This is a genomic window from Streptomyces sp. NPDC093111, from assembly GCF_040683955.1.
Taxonomy (GTDB): Bacteria; Actinomycetota; Actinomycetes; order Streptomycetales; family Streptomycetaceae; genus Streptomyces.
In genome coordinates, this window is record NZ_JBFBNW010000002.1 from 346,864 (window position 1) to 362,685 (window position 15,822).

At 75.4% G+C, this 15,822-nt stretch carries 10 protein-coding genes; 1 reads left to right on the plus strand and 9 read right to left on the minus strand.

Going from position 1 to position 15,822, the window contains the following annotated elements; translation table 11 throughout:
• Nucleotides 1-67: 67 nt before the first annotated feature.
• Together AB0Q96_RS03990 and AB0Q96_RS03995 are read right to left on the minus strand one after the other, a co-directional pair.
• Nucleotides 68-3,385, minus strand: a complete 3,318-nt coding sequence (locus tag AB0Q96_RS03990) for an ABC transporter permease (RefSeq protein ID WP_365321435.1) — start codon at nt 3,383-3,385, stop codon at nt 68-70.
• A 174-nt stretch (nt 3,386-3,559) separates the two neighbouring features.
• Nucleotides 3,560-3,964, minus strand: coding sequence for a globin (locus AB0Q96_RS03995; protein ID WP_365321436.1), 405 nt, complete (start codon nt 3,962-3,964; stop codon nt 3,560-3,562).
• Between the two features lie 109 nt (nt 3,965-4,073).
• On the opposite strand from AB0Q96_RS03995, the gene AB0Q96_RS04000 reads away from it, so the two are divergent.
• Nucleotides 4,074-5,039 (plus strand): methyltransferase domain-containing protein, encoded by a 966-nt coding sequence (locus AB0Q96_RS04000; protein ID WP_365321438.1) that lies wholly within the window; start codon nt 4,074-4,076, stop codon nt 5,037-5,039.
• A gap of 10 nt (nt 5,040-5,049) precedes the next feature.
• Here the strand turns inward: AB0Q96_RS04000 and AB0Q96_RS04005 are convergent, their stop codons facing one another.
• The 7 genes from AB0Q96_RS04005 to AB0Q96_RS04035 all read right to left on the minus strand — a co-directional run bounded on the left by AB0Q96_RS04005 (nt 5,050) and on the right by AB0Q96_RS04035 (nt 15,434).
• Nucleotides 5,050-6,402 carry an FHA domain-containing protein gene (locus tag AB0Q96_RS04005; protein ID WP_365321439.1) on the minus strand — a complete coding sequence of 451 codons (1,353 nt, stop codon included), beginning with the start codon at nt 6,400-6,402 and terminating at the stop codon, nt 5,050-5,052.
• A gap of 80 nt (nt 6,403-6,482) precedes the next feature.
• Nucleotides 6,483-7,808 carry a VWA domain-containing protein gene (locus AB0Q96_RS04010; RefSeq protein ID WP_365321440.1) on the minus strand — a complete coding sequence of 442 codons (1,326 nt, stop codon included), beginning with the start codon at nt 7,806-7,808 and terminating at the stop codon, nt 6,483-6,485.
• Nucleotides 7,809-7,898: 90 nt separating this feature from the next.
• Nucleotides 7,899-9,236 (minus strand): PP2C family serine/threonine-protein phosphatase, encoded by a 1,338-nt coding sequence (locus AB0Q96_RS04015; protein WP_365321680.1) that lies wholly within the window; start codon nt 9,234-9,236, stop codon nt 7,899-7,901.
• A gap of 2 nt (nt 9,237-9,238) precedes the next feature.
• Nucleotides 9,239-11,731: a tetratricopeptide repeat protein gene (locus tag AB0Q96_RS04020; RefSeq protein ID WP_365321441.1), complete on the minus strand. Its 2,493-nt coding sequence runs from the start codon at nt 11,729-11,731 to the stop codon at nt 9,239-9,241.
• Entirely contained in the window at nt 11,731-13,005 is a 1,275-nt protein-coding gene (locus AB0Q96_RS04025; RefSeq protein WP_365321442.1) for a hypothetical protein, read from the minus strand. Before AB0Q96_RS04025 ends, AB0Q96_RS04020 begins: the two co-directional genes overlap by 1 nt.
• 15 nt (nt 13,006-13,020) lie before the next feature.
• Nucleotides 13,021-14,148, minus strand: coding sequence for a glutamate ABC transporter substrate-binding protein (locus tag AB0Q96_RS04030; protein WP_365321443.1), 1,128 nt, complete (start codon nt 14,146-14,148; stop codon nt 13,021-13,023).
• A gap of 11 nt (nt 14,149-14,159) precedes the next feature.
• The gene (locus AB0Q96_RS04035; protein WP_365321681.1) at nt 14,160-15,434 is read right to left on the minus strand and encodes a hypothetical protein; all 1,275 of its coding nucleotides are present in this window, start codon (nt 15,432-15,434) and stop codon (nt 14,160-14,162) included.
• Nucleotides 15,435-15,822 lie beyond the last annotated feature (388 nt).

Sequence of the window (15,822 nt, forward strand, 5' to 3'; positions counted from 1 at the left end):
CGCGGGGCGGTCAGGGGCCGGGGACGGGCGGGGGTGCCCGCCCGGGGCGTCGGGGTGGACGGCGGCATCAGTGGGTCCCCTCGGTCCGCAGGGTCACGGCCGGGTCGGTGCGGCGCAGCGCGATGGCGGCGACGACGGCCAGGGGCAGGGCGGCCACTCCGGCGAGGAGCAGGGCCACGTGGCCGACGGGGAGCTCGACGAGGACCGCGGGCACGGGCCGTTCCGCCTGGCCGGTGAGGACGATGAGCGGGACGACGGCCCGGGTGAGGACGGTGCCGAGGGCGACGCCGACGAGGAGGCCGATGCCGACGAGCAGGCCCTGTTCGGCGGCGACCAGCCGGGCCAGCTGGCGGCGCGGCGCGCCGAGCGCGCGCAGCAGTCCGAACTCGGCCTGCCGTTCCCGCAGGGAGCCGGCCGAGCCGACCGCGAAGCCGACCGCGGCGAGCGCGGCGGCGGCCACCGCCACGGCCATCAGGGCCGAGTTGGGGCCCGCGCCGAGCGGGTCGCCGAGCAGGTCGGCGGTGGTCTCGTCGCGTACGAGCACCAGGGCGGGGTCGGCGTCGGGGCGGGCCCGCAGCGTCTTGGCGACCTCGGCGGTGCGGCCGGGCAGGGTGCTCAGCCACCACTCGGTGGGCGGCAGCGTCGCGGTGGGCGTGACGGACAGCGCCCGGTTCGCGGTGGACAGGTCGACCAGGATCGCGCCGCCGTCCTCGGGGGTGGCGGCGGGGGCGGTCGCGGAGACGGACCGGGCGCCCGGGCCGGTGGTCGGCAGTTCCCGGACGACCTCGGTGATGATCACGTTCAGGGTGGAGCCGCTGAAGGTGACGTCGAGGTGGTCGCCCCGCTTGGCCTTGGTGGCGGTGAGGAAGGCGTCGGTGACGACGGCCGGGACGGACTTCGGGGGCGCGGGGCGCGGGGCGGAGAGGGTGACGGTGTACGCCTTCGTGCCGCTGGTGTCCCCGTCGCGCTCGCCGTCGACGTGGAAGGCGACGGCGAGCAGGGCGTTCGCGGAGGGCCGGCCGCTCAGCGGGACGGACTTGGACTCGCCGTTGCCGAGTTCCGCCGCGTACTGGACGGCCCAGGGGGTGAGGGCGGAGCCGGAGCCGATGGGCTGCTCGGTGCCGTCGGCCCGTCGGATGGCGAGCCGTTCGACGGCGAAGGTGTGCGAACCGCCGCCCTCGCCCCACAGCGACTCCCCGCCGATCTCCAGGCCGGCCAGGCCGAAGTTCTCGGAGGCGCCGAGCTCGGCGAGGGACAGGTCGAGCCGGTGCGGGCGCCCGTCGGCCGGCAGCGAGCCGAGGAGCCGCCGGTACGGGACGCCGTAGCGGTCCTCCAGGACGGCGGTGACCCGGGAGTCGGGCCCGCCGGGCGGTGCCGTGTCCCGCAGGTCCAGGCTCAGCGAGCGGGCACCCGCGGGCAGCGGGATCCCGGGCCGGGGGCCGGCCTTGGGCATGAGGGGGGCGAGCCGCTCGGTGGCGGGCCCGTCGGTGAGGTCGGCGCGGAACAGCATGCCGTCGGCGGCCTGCCGGGTGTCCACGGCGAGCACGGTGGCGAGGTGTCCGGCGATGTCGGTGCCGCTGCGGTGCACGGACGCCGCCTTGCGGACGCCGGGCACGGCCGCGATCCGCTCGGTCTGCGCCGGGTCGCCGGGGCCGGAGCCGAGCACCCGGATCGCCGCGCCGGTGCGGAAGTCGGCCTGGTCGCGCTGCGAGCGGTCCCAGGAGTCGCTCTGGCCGATGGCGAGCATGCCCATCGCGACCGCGAGGACCAGCAGCAGCACGGGGCCGGCGCCGCGCAGCGGACGGCGGCTGAGCTGCCAGCCGGCGAGTGCGGCGGGCAGTCCGCGGCCACCGGCGGCGCGTCGTTCGGCGAGCTTGGCGGCGGGCGGCAGCAGCCGCAGGGTCAGCACGGTGCCGGCGAGCAGGGCGAGGGCGGGCGCGGCGACGAGCAGCGGGTCGATGCCGAGGCCGCCGCCCTGTTCGCCGGTGAGGGCGCCGCCGGTGCCCTCACCGGTCTGCCGGTCGAGCTGCCAGTAGGCGACGCCCGCGATGAGCAGCAGGCCGATGTCGGCGCCGGCCCGGACCGGGGCGGGCAGGGCGGCGGCCCGGCCCTTGCGCAGCGACACGGTGGCGCCGTCGCCGGCGGCGAGCGCGGGGGCCACGACGGCGGCGGCGCAGCAGAGGGCGACGAGGGCGGCGACCAGCCACACGGCGGGCGGGGCGGAGGAGTCGAGCCGCACGCCGAGCGCGTCGAGCGCGGACCGGTCGGCGAAGAGCCGGGTGAGCGGTCCGGCGAGCAGCGGGGCGGCGACGGCGGCGGGCACGGCGAGGAGCAGGGCCTCGATGGTGGCGAGCCCGGCGATCCGGCGCCGTGAGCCGCCGCGGGCGCGGAGCAGGTCCGTCTCGCCGGAGCGCTCGCTGCTGAGCAGCCGGGCCACCAGGAGCAGGGCGTACGCGGCGAGCAGGACGAGCTGGACGGCGACGATGCTGAGGGTGGAGCGGGAGACCAGCAGGGCGCGGTCGGTCTGCTCCAGGACGGTGGGCAGGGAGGTGTAGACGCTGACCGTGGTGCCGAAGCCGGTGGTGTCGGCGGCCAGCCGCTCGGGCGCCTTGGTCGCGGCGGCGTGCAGGGCGCTCATCCGGTCGGTGGTGATCCCGGTGAAGTCGGCGGCGCCGAGCCAGGAGGCGCCGCCGGTGGTGACGCGTCCGGAGGTGAGCACGGACGGGTCGGTGGCCAGCGGGCCGTAGGTGGTGAAGACGAGCGTCTTGACGCCCCGGCCGAGGGCGGGGTCGAGCTGCCAGTAGAGGTCGGCGGCGTCGACGGGCCGGTAGAGGCCGGTGATCCGGGCCTTGAGCGGCTTGCCGCCGAGCCGGTCGGTGAGGTCGAGGACCGTGCCGGGGCCGACCTTGAGGATCTTGGCGGCCTCTTCGGGGAGCGCGGTCTCGACGGCGTCCCGGGGGCCGGTGGGCTTCGGCCAGGCGCCGCGGACCAGGGAGACGCGGGTGCGGTCGAGGGCGGCGAAGTGGGTGAGGTCCGGGTCGCCGGAGCGGGCGGCGGGCGGCTGGAGCGAGCGGGGCAGCGCGTACGGGCCGGAGCGCTCCAGTTTCCGTACGGTCACCGGGAGCCCGTCGAAGGTGGCGCGGGCCCCGGCCCGGACGGCCGCGTCGGCGCTCGCCCGTTTGTCGGCGGGGACCTGGCCGGTGACGATCAGCGCGGCGGCGGGGGCGGAGCGGCCCTGGAGGGTGCCCTGGAGGGCGGCGTCCCCGATGGAGCCGGAGAAGGCGGCGAGCGTGGCCAGGACCGAGGTGGTCAACAGGACCGCGAGCAGGGCCGCCGCCAGTAGCAGTCGGTGTGCCCTGACGCGCAGAAGTACGAAGCCCGTCACCCATCCCCCTGAAAACAACGTGATCGTTCAGTTTCGAACGTTCACAGGATGCTTTCAGAGGGATATCGATCTGGAAAACGCTTTCGACGCCACCTTGATGCGATCGTGACCGTTATCCGGGACTCCGTCACCGGAATGTGTCACTCCGCGGTGTCGATCACCCGGCGGTGCCGATTACTCGCCGGTATTCACCATCGAGGCGGCCGCGTACGTCAGGTACCGCCACAGCTGCGCCTCGTGCTCCGGCTCCAGCCCCAGCTCGTCCACCGCGTCCCGCATGTGCCGCAGCCACGCGTCGTGCGCCGCCCGGTCGACCGTGAACGGCGCGTGCCGCATCCGCAGCCGGGGGTGGCCGCGGTGGTCGCTGTAGGTACGGGGGCCGCCCCAGTACTGGATGAGGAAGAGCACCAGGCGCTCCTCCGCCGGACCGAGGTCCTCCTCCGGGTACATCGGCCGCAGCAGCGGGTCCTCCGCGACCCCCTGGTAGAAGCGGCGGACCAGGCGCCGGAAGGTCTCCTCGCCACCCACCTGCTCGTAGAAGGTCTGCTCCTGAAGCGTGCCGCGCGGAATCTCGTTCACCGTTCCATCGTCTCAGATGCCCCGGCGGAGGACCCGAGGCTTAGGACCTCCGGTCCCCGCGACCCGCGAGCGGTGGCCGGAAGGGGGCGGGTCGCAGCACAGTGGACCCATGCCCGAGATGTTCGCCGAGGAGGCCGCACGGGCGCGGCGGGCGCTCGTGCGCGAGATCGAGGCGTACGGCGACCTGCGCGACCCCGCCTGGCGGGACGCGTTCGGCCGGGTCCCGCGCCACCTCTTCGTGCCCTTCTACTACGTGCCCGGCGCCGGCGGCTACGAACGCCTCTGGTCCGGCGACCCCGACCCCGCCCGCCGCACCCGCTGGCTGCGCGGCGCCTACCGCGACACCGCCCTCGCCACCCGGGTCAGGGACGGCGAACTGGTCTCCTCCGCGAGCCAGCCCTCCCTCATGGCGCGGATGCTGGAGGCGCTCGACGTCCGCGACGGCCACGACGTCCTGGAGATCGGCGCGGGCACCGGCTACCACGCGGCGCTGCTCTGCGAGCGCCTCGGCGACCGGCACGTCACCACCGTCGACCTGGACGAGGAGATCGCCGAGTCCGCCCGCAGCCACCTCGCCGCCGCCGGGTACCGGCCCGCCGTGGTCACCGGCGACGGAGCCCGCGGCTGCCCCGAGCACGCCCCCTACGACCGGGTCGTGGCCACTTGCGCGGTGCCCTCCGTCCCGTACTCCTGGCTCGTCCAGTGCCGGCCGGACGCCCTCGTCGTCACGCCGCTGTCCACCGGACTGGTGCTGCTGCGGGTGACCGGCCCCGACCACGCGGAGGGGCGCTTCCTGCCGACCGCCGCGTACTTCGTGGCCCTGCGCGGCGGCGGCGCCCGCACCCTGCGCCCGCGCGTGGGAGGGGTGCCGAGGCGTCTGTACGAGGACGAGTCCTTCCGCTTCCTGGCGACCCTGGCGACCGGGGGCCTCGACACGCGCGAAGCGCTCTCGCTCTGGCAGCGCGAACGGCGGCCGGAGCGGGAGCGCTTCGGGGTGACGGTGAGCGGCGGACGGCAGTGGGCCTGGCTGGACGACCCCGAGGGGCCGTACGCCTGGCCCCTGCCGGACCTGTAGGGGTGATCCCTCAGCCGTACCGGACGGTGATCGTCGTCCAGGCGCCGACGTGCACCCGGTCGCCGTCCTGGAGCTGCACCGGCACATACGGCTGGATCGGGTCGGCGGAGCCGTTGATCGTGGTGCCGTTGGTGGAGTTCTGGTCCACCACCGCCCACGAACCGTCCGGCTGCTGCACGAGCACCGCGTGCTGGTGCGAGACGCCCGGGTCCTCCGGCGGCACCGACAGGTCGATGTCGGGCGACTCGCCGGTGGAGTGCCGGCGGCGGCCGATGCCGATCTGGTTGCCCTGGAGCCGGATGTGCTGCTCGGGCGAGTACGCGGGCAGGTTGAGCCCGGTCGCCTCCGGGCCGCTGCGCTGCATCATCGCCATGAAGTAGTCACGGTCCGGGCCGATCGTCGCCGTCCACCCCGCGGGCGGACCCGGCTGCCGGAACTGCGGCGGCGGACCCTGCGGGGCCGGACCCGTCGGCGGCACGGGCGCCGGAGGCATCGGGGCCGGGGGCATCGGGGCCGGGGGCTGCTGCTGCGACGGCGGGGAGATCATCCAGTCGTCGTCCGCGCGCGGCGGCACCGGCTGCGGCTGCTGCGGCGCGGGCGGCGGCGGAGGCGCCTGGTGGAAGCCCTGCGGGGCCTGCGGCGCACGCTGCGGCGGCGCCTGGTGGTGGGTCGGGTCGGCGCCCAGCGGCTCCGCCGGACGGTTCACCTGCGAGGGGCGCGAGCCCTGGTACTCGTAGGGGTCCGGATGCGAGGGCTGCGGCTGCGGGTGCTGCGGCTGCGGCGCGGGCGGCGGCGACTGGAAGCCCGGCGGCAGGTTCAGCGCGGGCGGCGGGCCCTGCTGCGGCTGCGGGGCGATCGGCGTGTACGAGGTCGCCGTGTTCGTGAGGAAGTTCCAGCGGCACTCCTCGCAGAACGGCGCCATGTGCTCGCGCGGCGTGCGGCACTGCGGGCACAGCTCGGCCTGAGCGGTCGCGTTCGGGTCGTAACCCCCGGGACCCCCGTGACCTGCCTGGCCCCCGTGACCGCCGTGACCTGCCTGGCCCCCGTGACCCCCGTGACCTGCCTGGCCCCCGTGACCGCCGGGACCCGCCTGGCCGTCGTAACCGCCCTGGCCGTCGTAGCCTCGGGGACCGTCGAAGCCTCCGGGGCCCCCGTAACCGCCGGGACCGTCGAAGCCCCCCGGTCCTTGGGGAGCGGGCGGCGGCGGCACGGGGCCGCCGGGGCCGGGATATCCGTACGCGGGCGGCGGCGGGGGAGGCGGCGGGACGGCACCCGTCGGCGCACCCGCTGCGGCCATGCGATGGCCGCAGACCTCGCACCAGTCGTCGGAGACCGACTGGTGTCCGTTCGGGCAGGTCGGCATGTCGGTGCTTCCCCCTCTCGTCGTCCGTCGAGCTTCGTTCTCTGGGTGTTGCCGGGTGTCTCTGGGTGGTGCTCGGCGTGCTACTTCTTCACGCGCACGGTCTTGGTGGAGCGCGTCTCGAGAGTCATCTCGTCCGCTTCCGCGACCTTCGCCTTCAACCGCACAGTACCCGTCGCCGCGTCGACCACGTCCACTACCTTCGAAAGGAGTTTCGCCGTATCGGCGTTGCCGGAGACCGCCGCGAGCTGCACCGCACGGCCCAGCTTGGCCGTCGCCCCGTCCCGATCGCCCGATTTGCGCGCGTCCAGGCCCTCCTGGATCGCGTCGGCGAGCTCGGCCTGCCCGGTGTAGTGGGCGACCTGCGGGTTGATGGACGTGGACATCACCATGTCGTCGGTCCACACCGCCCGTACCAGCCCCTGGGACAGCGTCGTCGGCGCGCCGCCCGCCGGGTCGGGGACGACCAGCGAGACCCGGGCGGCCAGCATCTCCTGCCCGATCGCGGCCTGCGGGACCCGGACGGAGACGTGGTAGTCGCGGGACTCGTCGCCCCACGAGCCGGTCGGGTAGTCCCCGGCGCGCGGGCCCGCCTCGGTACGCCGGCCGGTCAGGTCGTCGACCGTCGGCGCCACCTGCTTCACGAAGCCGATCTCCACGCCGACCGGGGTCCACAGGCGCAGCGCGACGTCCGCGACCTCCTTGCCCATGGCGTGCTCCATCATCGTCGTGAAGTCCGTGGCGAGCCCGGCCGGATCGGCGACGATGTCGGCCGTGCCGAGCAGCGCCGAGGCGATGCCGGTGACCTCCTTGACCTCCCAGTCGGTGCCCACCCCGCGCGCGTCGCAGGTGAAGCGGCCCGCGCAGGAGTCGAGGGCGTCCCGCAGGTCCTCCGGCGACTCGTGCTCGTTGCGCCCGTCGGTGAGCAGGATGCCGTGCCGGATCGCCACGTCGGCCGAGTCGAGCAGCCCGGCGGCGAGCCGCAGCCAGGTGCCGATGGCGGTGCCGCCGCCGGCGCTCAGGCCGCGCAGCGCGTCCTTGGCCTCGGCGCGGGTGCGGGCGTCCGCGACGGCGAGCCGCCGCCCGCCCGGGTACACCTCCCTGGCGAGGTGGGTGCCGGCGACGACGGCGAACGAGGTGCCGTCGCGCAGGGTGTCGATCGCGGCGGCGGCGGCCTCGCGGGCCCCGCGCATCTTGGACGCCGGGTAGTCCATCGACCCGGAGCAGTCGAGCATCAGGACGACGGCGGCGGAACCGCCGCCCGGCGTGAGCGGCGCCGCGGCGGTGCCGCCCCCGGTGGAGGTGACGGTGACGATCGCGTTGACGTCCCGGCCGCCCTCGGGCAGGTACTCGTTCTGGTAGACGTCCACCGAGAACTGCGGCCCGGTCGGCTTGGAGAAGTTGGCCATGGTGATGCGGCTCCTCGGCTCACGTGCGACGTGAGATGAAGGGAAGGTCGGGTCTCGGGTCTCGGGCTCGGGAACGGGACGGGCGCGGCCTCAGGCCGATCCTGCCCCCGTGGACGGCAGGGTGAACGGCAGCAGCGCGACCGTGACGTTGTCGTGGCCTCCGCCGTCGAGGGCGTGGCCCACCAGCACCTGCGCGCCGTGCAGCGGGCGCCCGGCGGCGTCCGGGGGGACCACCCGGGCCATGTCCTCGGCGCCCTCCGCGTAGTTCCACAGGCCGTCGGTGCAGACCACGACCACGCCGGGCCGGTCCGGCTTGAACGAGGCGGTGTGCGGCTCCAGTTCGTACGCGTCGGCGCCGAGCCAGCCGGTGATGGCGTGGGCGCGCTCGTCGGCGTACGCCTCCGCCTCGTTCATCAGGCCGGCGGCGACCATCTGCGCGGCCCACGAGTCGTCCTCGGTGAGCCGGGCGGGCGGCGAGGTGCGGTCGTCCGGCACCCAGTACGCCCGGCTGTCGCCGACCCAGCCGACGACGAGCAGGCCGCCCGCCACGATCGAGCCGACGATGGTGCAGGCCGGGGAGTTCTGGTGCTCGCGCTCCTTGACGGTCTCCTTGGCCAGGGAGTTGACGGCCTCGGCGGCGGCCACGATCGCCTCGTGCATGGCCTGCTGCGGGTGCGTCCCGCGGGGCAGCGCGGCGAGCAGGGCGGCGTCGGCTGCGGCCGCGGCGGCGGCGGACGCCTCGTCGGGGCGGGTCGCCGAGGACACCCCGTCGCAGACGATGGCGAGCGTGGCGGGGGAGCCGTCGGGCAGGGCGGTCGAGGACACGGCGAAGGCGTCCTCGTTGCGGTGGTGGCGCAGTCCGCGGTCGCTGACGGCGGCCACCGAGGACAGCTCCTCCTCCATGTGGTCGCGCTCGCGCGGCTGGGCGTGCCCGCAGTGCTCGCAGTACCCGTCCCGGTCCACCCGGCCGGTCCGGCACGCCACGCACAGCTTCCGGCCGTCGGAGCCGCCCTGGAGCGCGGCGCGCGGGTCGGGCGCGGCGAGGGTGAAGTCGCCGTCCTGGGCGGGCGGTTCGGCGGGGTTCGCGGCGGGGCCCGTGGCGTTCCCGGCGGGCGCGGCGGCCGGTTTCGGCAGTCCGTCGGTGCGGACCGGGACGGTCGGCAGGTCCCGGCCGCCCGAGTCGGTGCCCGGCAGCTCGCCGGGGTGCTGGGTGGCCGTGGTCAGCGACCCGGGGTCCCGGGGCGGCGCCTCGGGCCAGTCCACCGGCAGGCTGATCGGTACCGTCGGACGGTCCGGCGCGGCCTCCGGCTCGGGAGCCGCCGACAGGTCGTATCCGCAGGCCCCGCAGAAGCGGTCGCCCGACTCGAGCGGCTCCGCGCACTCGGGGCAGGTCCCCATGGGGTGCGGCTGCTTGGGCTTCAGGGACATACTCACACCCACGTCCTGGGGCGGAAACGGTTGGCCCGCTCCACCAGTTCGATCCTCTCCTCGCCCTGCTGGGCGAGCCGGGCGAGCACCCGGTACGAGCGTTCGAGGCCGAAGCGCAGTCCGCGCTCGTCCAGTGCGCTGCCGAGCAGCACCGTGCCGGCCGGACCCGCGCCGGGGCTGCCGGACAGCACCCAGTCCAGGGCCGTGCCCAGCACCTCCGTGGAGAGGCGCTCGCGGCGCACCGCGTCCAGGCCGAAGCCCTGCAGCGCGGAGACCTGCGCGGCGGCGGCCGTCAGGTCGGCGCCCAGCGGCTCGTTCGCGGGACGGCGGCGGAGCCGGGCCCGCACCGCGGCGACCCGGGCGGCCGTGTAGTGGATGGACGACTCCGGCACCGACTCCAGGGTGCGCACCGCGGCGGCCCGGTCGCCGGCCGCCAGCTGCACCCGGGCCAGGCCGAACGCGGCGCTGACGTAGCTCGGGTCGGTCGCCCACACCAGGCGGTAGTACTCCGCCGCGTTGTCCAGCTGGCCCAGGAACTCGGCGCAGATGCCGAGCGCCAGCTTGGGCGCCGGCTCGCCGGGGAAGGCGTCGTAGATCGCGTCGAAGGAGAGCGCGGCGCCCGTCTGGTCGCCGGTGACCAGGGAGGTGACGCCCCGGTACCAGACCACCCGCCAGTCGTCCGGGTGGCGCTCCTCCAGGGCGGCCAGCGCCTGTCCGGCGGCCGTGACGTCGCCCATCTCCAGCCGGGCCCGCAGCTCGCGCAGCCGCAGTTCGAGCGAGGCGACGGGCGCGGCGTGCAGGGCGGTGATCAGCTCGGCGGGCGCGGCGGCCAGCAGGCCGGCGAGGAAGCCGGCGTTGGGGTCGCCGGGGTCGACCCGCGGCACCGGCAGCGCCAGCGCGGTCGCGGGCACGGCGAGCGGGCGCAGGAAGCTGCCGCCCCGCCCGGGGACGGAGGCCGGCAGCGCCTTGCGGGACCGCCGGGTGGCGCGCGCCCCGAGCACCGACACGTCGTCCGTGTGCTCCTCGAACAGCTCGGTGTCGGTGACCCGGGTCTCCGCGCCGAAGAGGGTCGACAGGGCCGGGCGGGGGCGGCCGGACTGGACGGCGACGACCTCCCGCAGCACGCCGGTCAGCTGCTCGGCCATCTCCTGCGCGGAGGCGAACCGGCGCCCCGGGTCGGGGTCGGTGGCGCGCACGAGCAGGCGGTAGAAGGACTCGTAGGTGCGCAGCACCTCGATGCCGTCGGGCTCGGGCAGCGAGTCCACGAAGACGTTCGTGTAGCCCTGGAAGTCGAAGGTCAGCACGGCCAGGGTGCGCGCGACGGTGTACAGGTCGCTCGCGACCGACGGGCCGAGCTCGGCGACCTCGGGCGCCTGGTAGCCGACCGTGCCGTAGATGGCCGACTCGTCGTCGTCCATCCGCCGGACCGCGCCCATGTCGATCAGCTTCAGCTGGTCCTCGGTCTGGATCGCGTTGTCGACCTTGAAGTCGCAGTAGAGCAGGTTGCGGCTGTGCAGGTGGCCGAGGGCCTCCAGGGCCTCGATGCCGTACGCGCAGGCCTGCTCGACCGGCAGCGGGTCGCGGCGTCCGTCGGGGGTGCGCCGGTCGTTGGCGATCTCCTTGAGGGACTTGCCGCCCACGTACTCCATGACGATGTAGCCGTCCATGGAGCCGGTGCGCTGGTCGAGGTGCTCGACGAAGTTGTAGATGCGGACGATGTTGGAGTGCTCGATCTCGGCGAGGAAGCGGCGTTCGGAGATCGCCGCCGCCATGGCGTCCTGGTCGCCGGTGTCGAGCAGGCCCTTGAGGACCACCCAGCGGTCGGAGACCGCCTTGTCGACCGCGAGGTAGATCCAGCCGAGGCCGCCGTGCGCGAGGCAGCCCGCGACCTCGTACTGCCCGTGCACCACGTCCCCGCCGCGCAGCTTCGGCACGAAGGAGTACGGGTGCCCGCACTTGGTGCAGAAGCCCTCGGTGCGGCCGGCCCGGTCGCCGCGCGAACGGCCCACCGGCGCCCCGCAGTCGGAGCGGGAGCAGAATCGCTTCCGCTCGGGCACCTCGGGGTTCGCCATCACGGCGGCCCGCGGGTCGGGCCGGGGCACCTCGGGGACCGTCACCAGGCCCGCGCCGAGCCGGCCCCGGCCGGACTGGCCGCCGGTCGCGCCGGAGCTGCGCACGGACACGGAGCGGGCCGTGCTCTGCCCGGACAGCGCGCGCGAGAGGCGCCCGGAGACGGAACGCCGGGACGTAGAGGAACGCGAGGAGCGCGAGGAGCTGCGGGAGGACGCGCGTGAGCCCGACCGGGACGACTCGGACCGGTCGGCTCCCCGCCCGGCCGCCGCGAGTCCGGTGGGGGTGGAGGCGAGCAGGCCGCCGGGCGCGACGACGGGGGCGAGACCGCAGGTGTCGCAGTACAGCTCGCCGCCGCCCATGTCCTCGTACGAGCCCTCGCACGACGGACGCTGACAGCTGCTCACTCCGGTCTCCCCGCTCATCACTCGTTCCCCCTGTCGTCCCTCGGCCCGGACAGTGTCTCCGTCGCCGCCCGCTGGTAGCGCAGGACCGCCTGTTCGGCGACCCGCAGGTCGCACGGGGCGCTCCACAGCATCCGGCGGGCCGCGTCGTACCGCTCGATCAGCAGCGGGTCCTCGGCGGCGCCGAGCCGGGCCACCTTCGCCTTGTACGCGTCGAGCCTGCCGCGCAGTTCCGCGCGGACGGCCAGTGGCGCGGTCACCGCGGTCAGGGACTCGCGGGCGCGCAGCAGTTCGTCCTCCGCCTCCCGTTCGAGGGAGTCCAGGAGCGGGGAGAGCCGGTGCCACTGGGCGTGCCTGCGGTACTCGGCGGCGGCGACCAGCCGCTCGTGCAGGGCGGTCGGCGGGCCGCTGACGGCCGGCACCTCGGAGGCGGCGATCTTCGCGAGGACCTCGCCGCGGGCGGACCGGGCCTCCGCGAGGGTGCGGTCCGCCCGGGACAGCACGTCCCGCAGCCGCAGCAGCCGGTCCTCCGAGTCCTGCCGGACCTGGAGCACGGCCTCGATCTCCCGCCGGATGTCCTCCAGGGCGAGGGCCGCCCGGTCGTACCGCGCGGTGTCGGGGCGTCCGCCGCCGGGGGCCGAACTGCCCGCCGCGGACTGCCAGAAGGCGAGCGGGTCGGACACCACCTGGGAGCGCAGCGCGGTCAGCTCGGCCGTGATGGCCTCCAGCTCGTCCCCGGCCGGGTGCTCCCCGGGCCGCACGCCGACGGAGTGCGCGAGGGAGCGGGTCCGGCCCAGCTCGGCGGCGAGCAGGTCTATCCGGGCGGGCAGCGCGGACCAGACGGCGTCGGCGGTGACGACCACGTCGAGCGAGGCCGCGTACAGCTCGTTCATCCGCCGCACCAGCTGTTCGAGGCTGAAGCGCTCGGTCAGCGCGGCCTGTTCGAGCGCGGCGCCCGGGACGTGCACGCTGTCGCCGCGCAGCCGGTCGGTGAGCTCGGCGAGCTCCTCGCGGCCGGGCCAGCGGCGTCGCGCGCGCAGCTCACGGGCGGCGTGCAGGGCGGCGGTGTACGCGTCGAAGTACGCCCAGAGCAGGGTGATGGTCCGCTCGGTGGTCTGCCAGCGGTCCCGGGTCGTCCCGGTCAGCCCGGCGCCTTCGAGCAGTCTGCGGCCGGCGTGGTCCTGGAGCGCGAGGAGCGAGTCCTCGACGGCCTTGTGCTCCGCGCCGAGCCGCGCCAGCGCACGGTCCACCTCGTCCCGGTCCATCACCGGCCCAGGGGGTCCCGTGACGCCCATCGATCACCTCTCGCTCTACTTGTACTTGGGTGCGGGGGGCCCGGCTATCCCGGGCAGGTCCGCCTTCAGCCAGGTGTCGTACGCCTTCTGCCAGGGGCCCTGCCGGTAGTCCACGAGGACCTTGTTGACCCGGCGGACCAGGTCGTCGTCGCCCAGTTTGGCGGCCACTCCGTAGTACTCGGTGGTGAAGGGCCTTCCCTTGAGCTCGACGGCCGGGTCCTGGGCGGCCTGGCCGGCGGCCAGCGCGTTGTCCGTGAGGACCGCGTCGACCTCGCCCATCTGCAGCCGGGCCAGGCAGTCCAGCTGGTTGGGGACGGTCAGCTGGTCCGGGTCGTCCTTGGTGCCGTCGCCGACGTCCTTGAAGACCGCGCCGAACGACTTCTCCTCCAGGGCCTCGTAGGCCGTGGAGCCCTCGGCGGTGCAGACCCGCTTGCCGCTGAGGGAGGCGTCGTAGCCGGTGATCTCCGAGTCCTTGGGGGCGAGGATCTGCTGCCCGACCTGGAAGTAGGCGGTGGAGAAGGCGACCTGCTGGATGCGCTTGCAGTTGATCGTCATCGTGCGGACCACGAGGTCGACCTTGCGGCTCTCCAGGGCGGCGATCCGCTGGTTGGTCGGGATGGTGCGGAAGACGATGGCGTCCTCGTCGCCGAGGATGTCCTTGGCGATGGCGCGGGCCAGGTCGATGTCGAAGCCCACGAGCCGGCCGGGGGTGGTCTCCTTGCGCCCGTCGGGCAGCACCGTGGTCGTGGCGGGCGTGCGATAGCCCCAGCGGTAGCTGTTCTGGTCCACGCCCACGATCAGCTTGCCGCGCTTCTTGACGGCCGCCACCGCGGGGCCGTCGACCCCGGACGGGGGCAGTGATGCCTCGGGGCTCTCGCAGCTCTCGGCCCGCACCTGCAGGCCGGTGCCCACGCCGGGGCCCGTGATGCCGGCCGACGGGGCGCCGGGGGCGGTGTGCGGGAGCGCGAACAGGGTCAGCGAGGCGGTCAGCGCGCAGACCGTGGCCATGCCGGCGACGCCGCCCCAGCCGCGCAGGCGTCCGGCGATCCGGCGCGCGGCGGCGCGGGCCGCCGCCGGGCCCGCGGGCGCGGTGCGGTCCGGCACCCGGCCCGCCGGGCTCGTGTGCTCGACGCCGTCCGGCATTCCGCCCCCTCTCACCGGTACTCCGACAGTCTGCGGTTGATGCCCGTGACGGCGCAGGCCGCGCCGAGGACGCCGAGCACGGCCGCGCCGAGCGGCAGACCGGTCAGCGCGTCCCGGCCGCCCTCGGCGGCCCGGGTGAACTCGTCCTGCTCGTGGGCGAGGGCCCGGCCGAGGGCCGCGTCGACCTGGTCGAAGGACCGGCCGGTCGAGTCCGTCGGGCCGATGATCCGCCGCATCGCGCCGTCGAAGTCGCCGGCGTCGTCCTTCTCCCGTGCCTGGGCGTGCCGTTCGCGCCACTCGCCGGCCCGGGCGGCGGCCTCGGCGAGCGGGGCGCGGCCCTCCTCGTCGTCGGCGAGCCGGGTCGCCGAGTCGAGGGCGGCGGTGAGGGCGGACACGCTCGTCGCGTAGTCCGCCTCGTACTTGTCGCGCTTGCCGTCCTCGGTGAGCACGGCGCCGCGGGCGACGACGGTCAGGTTCTCGCTGGCGCGGGCCTTCAGGGAGCTGATCCGGGCCTCGTTGAGCACCTGGAGGGAGTCCTGGCCGTGGGTGCGGGCGTCGTCGAGGCCCGCGCGGGCCAGGCCCTGTCCGGCGAGCAGCCACATCAGGCCGACCACGCAGGCGGCGGTCGCGCCGAGCAGCCCGCGGTTGAACACCCGGTTGGTCCGCTCGTAGCCCCGGCGCTGGGCCCAGACCAGGGCGGCGAGGGCGAGGACGCCGAGGGCGAGGGAGAGGAACGGCCAGACGCGGGCCTCGTCGTCGTCCTGGTGCAGCCGCAGGGTCTCCGCCGCGTACAGCCGCTCGGCGGCGGGCAGCAGCTCCTGGGCCATCGTCTGGTTGGCGTAGCGCAGGTAGGCGCCGCCGAGGGGCAGGCCCTGCCGGTTGGCGGCGCGGGCCCGCTCCACCAGGCCGGTGTAGCGGGGCAGGTGCTCGCTGAGCGTGGCCAGTTCGCGGGCCGAGTCGCCGGCGGCGTCGGTGCTGGCGGCGGCCTTCACCAGGAGCCGGGAGGCGGTGGTGACGTCGTCCGCGTACCGCTCGCGTATCTGCGGGGACTCCTGCGGGCCGGCCAGGAACCCGCTCGCGGCGGTGGCGTCGGCGTCGGCGAGCGAGCGGTAGATGTCGGCGGCGTCGGCGCTCAGCGGCTGGCTGCGGCCGACCACGTCGTCCGCGTACGAGGCGCGGTCGGCGACCTCGAAGGCCGTGACGGCCCCGAAGGCGACGACGAGCAGGGCCAGCACGGCGCCCAGGACGCGCAGCCGGCCCGGTTCGGTCGTGGCGGCCCGGCGCAGCAGTTCACGGCCCTGTGTCCAGGCGCTCGGCGCGGCGGGCGGCGGCACCTCGGCCGGGACCCTCGCGCCGGTCTGCGCGGGCACACCGGAACCCGGTCGCGCGCTCGCGCCGGTGGCGCTGGGCGCTGCCGAGGCGGCGGGCGCGTTCGGCGGGTGTGTCACGTGACCTCCCCCTCGGTCCTTGACGTCGACCTGTCCTTCCGGCGGAGCGGCGGACGCCTCCCGGCCAGCAGTATGGCCGCAGGGACCCGCCCGCACACCGGGATTGACTCGATCTTGTTCCTATCGTGCCGCATGGCCGCGGAGCTTCCGCGGGCGAACCCCCCTTCACACATCCCTCACTTCGAACACGTCGTGGGGCCGGAATCGGTTCCCTCTCGAACGTCGC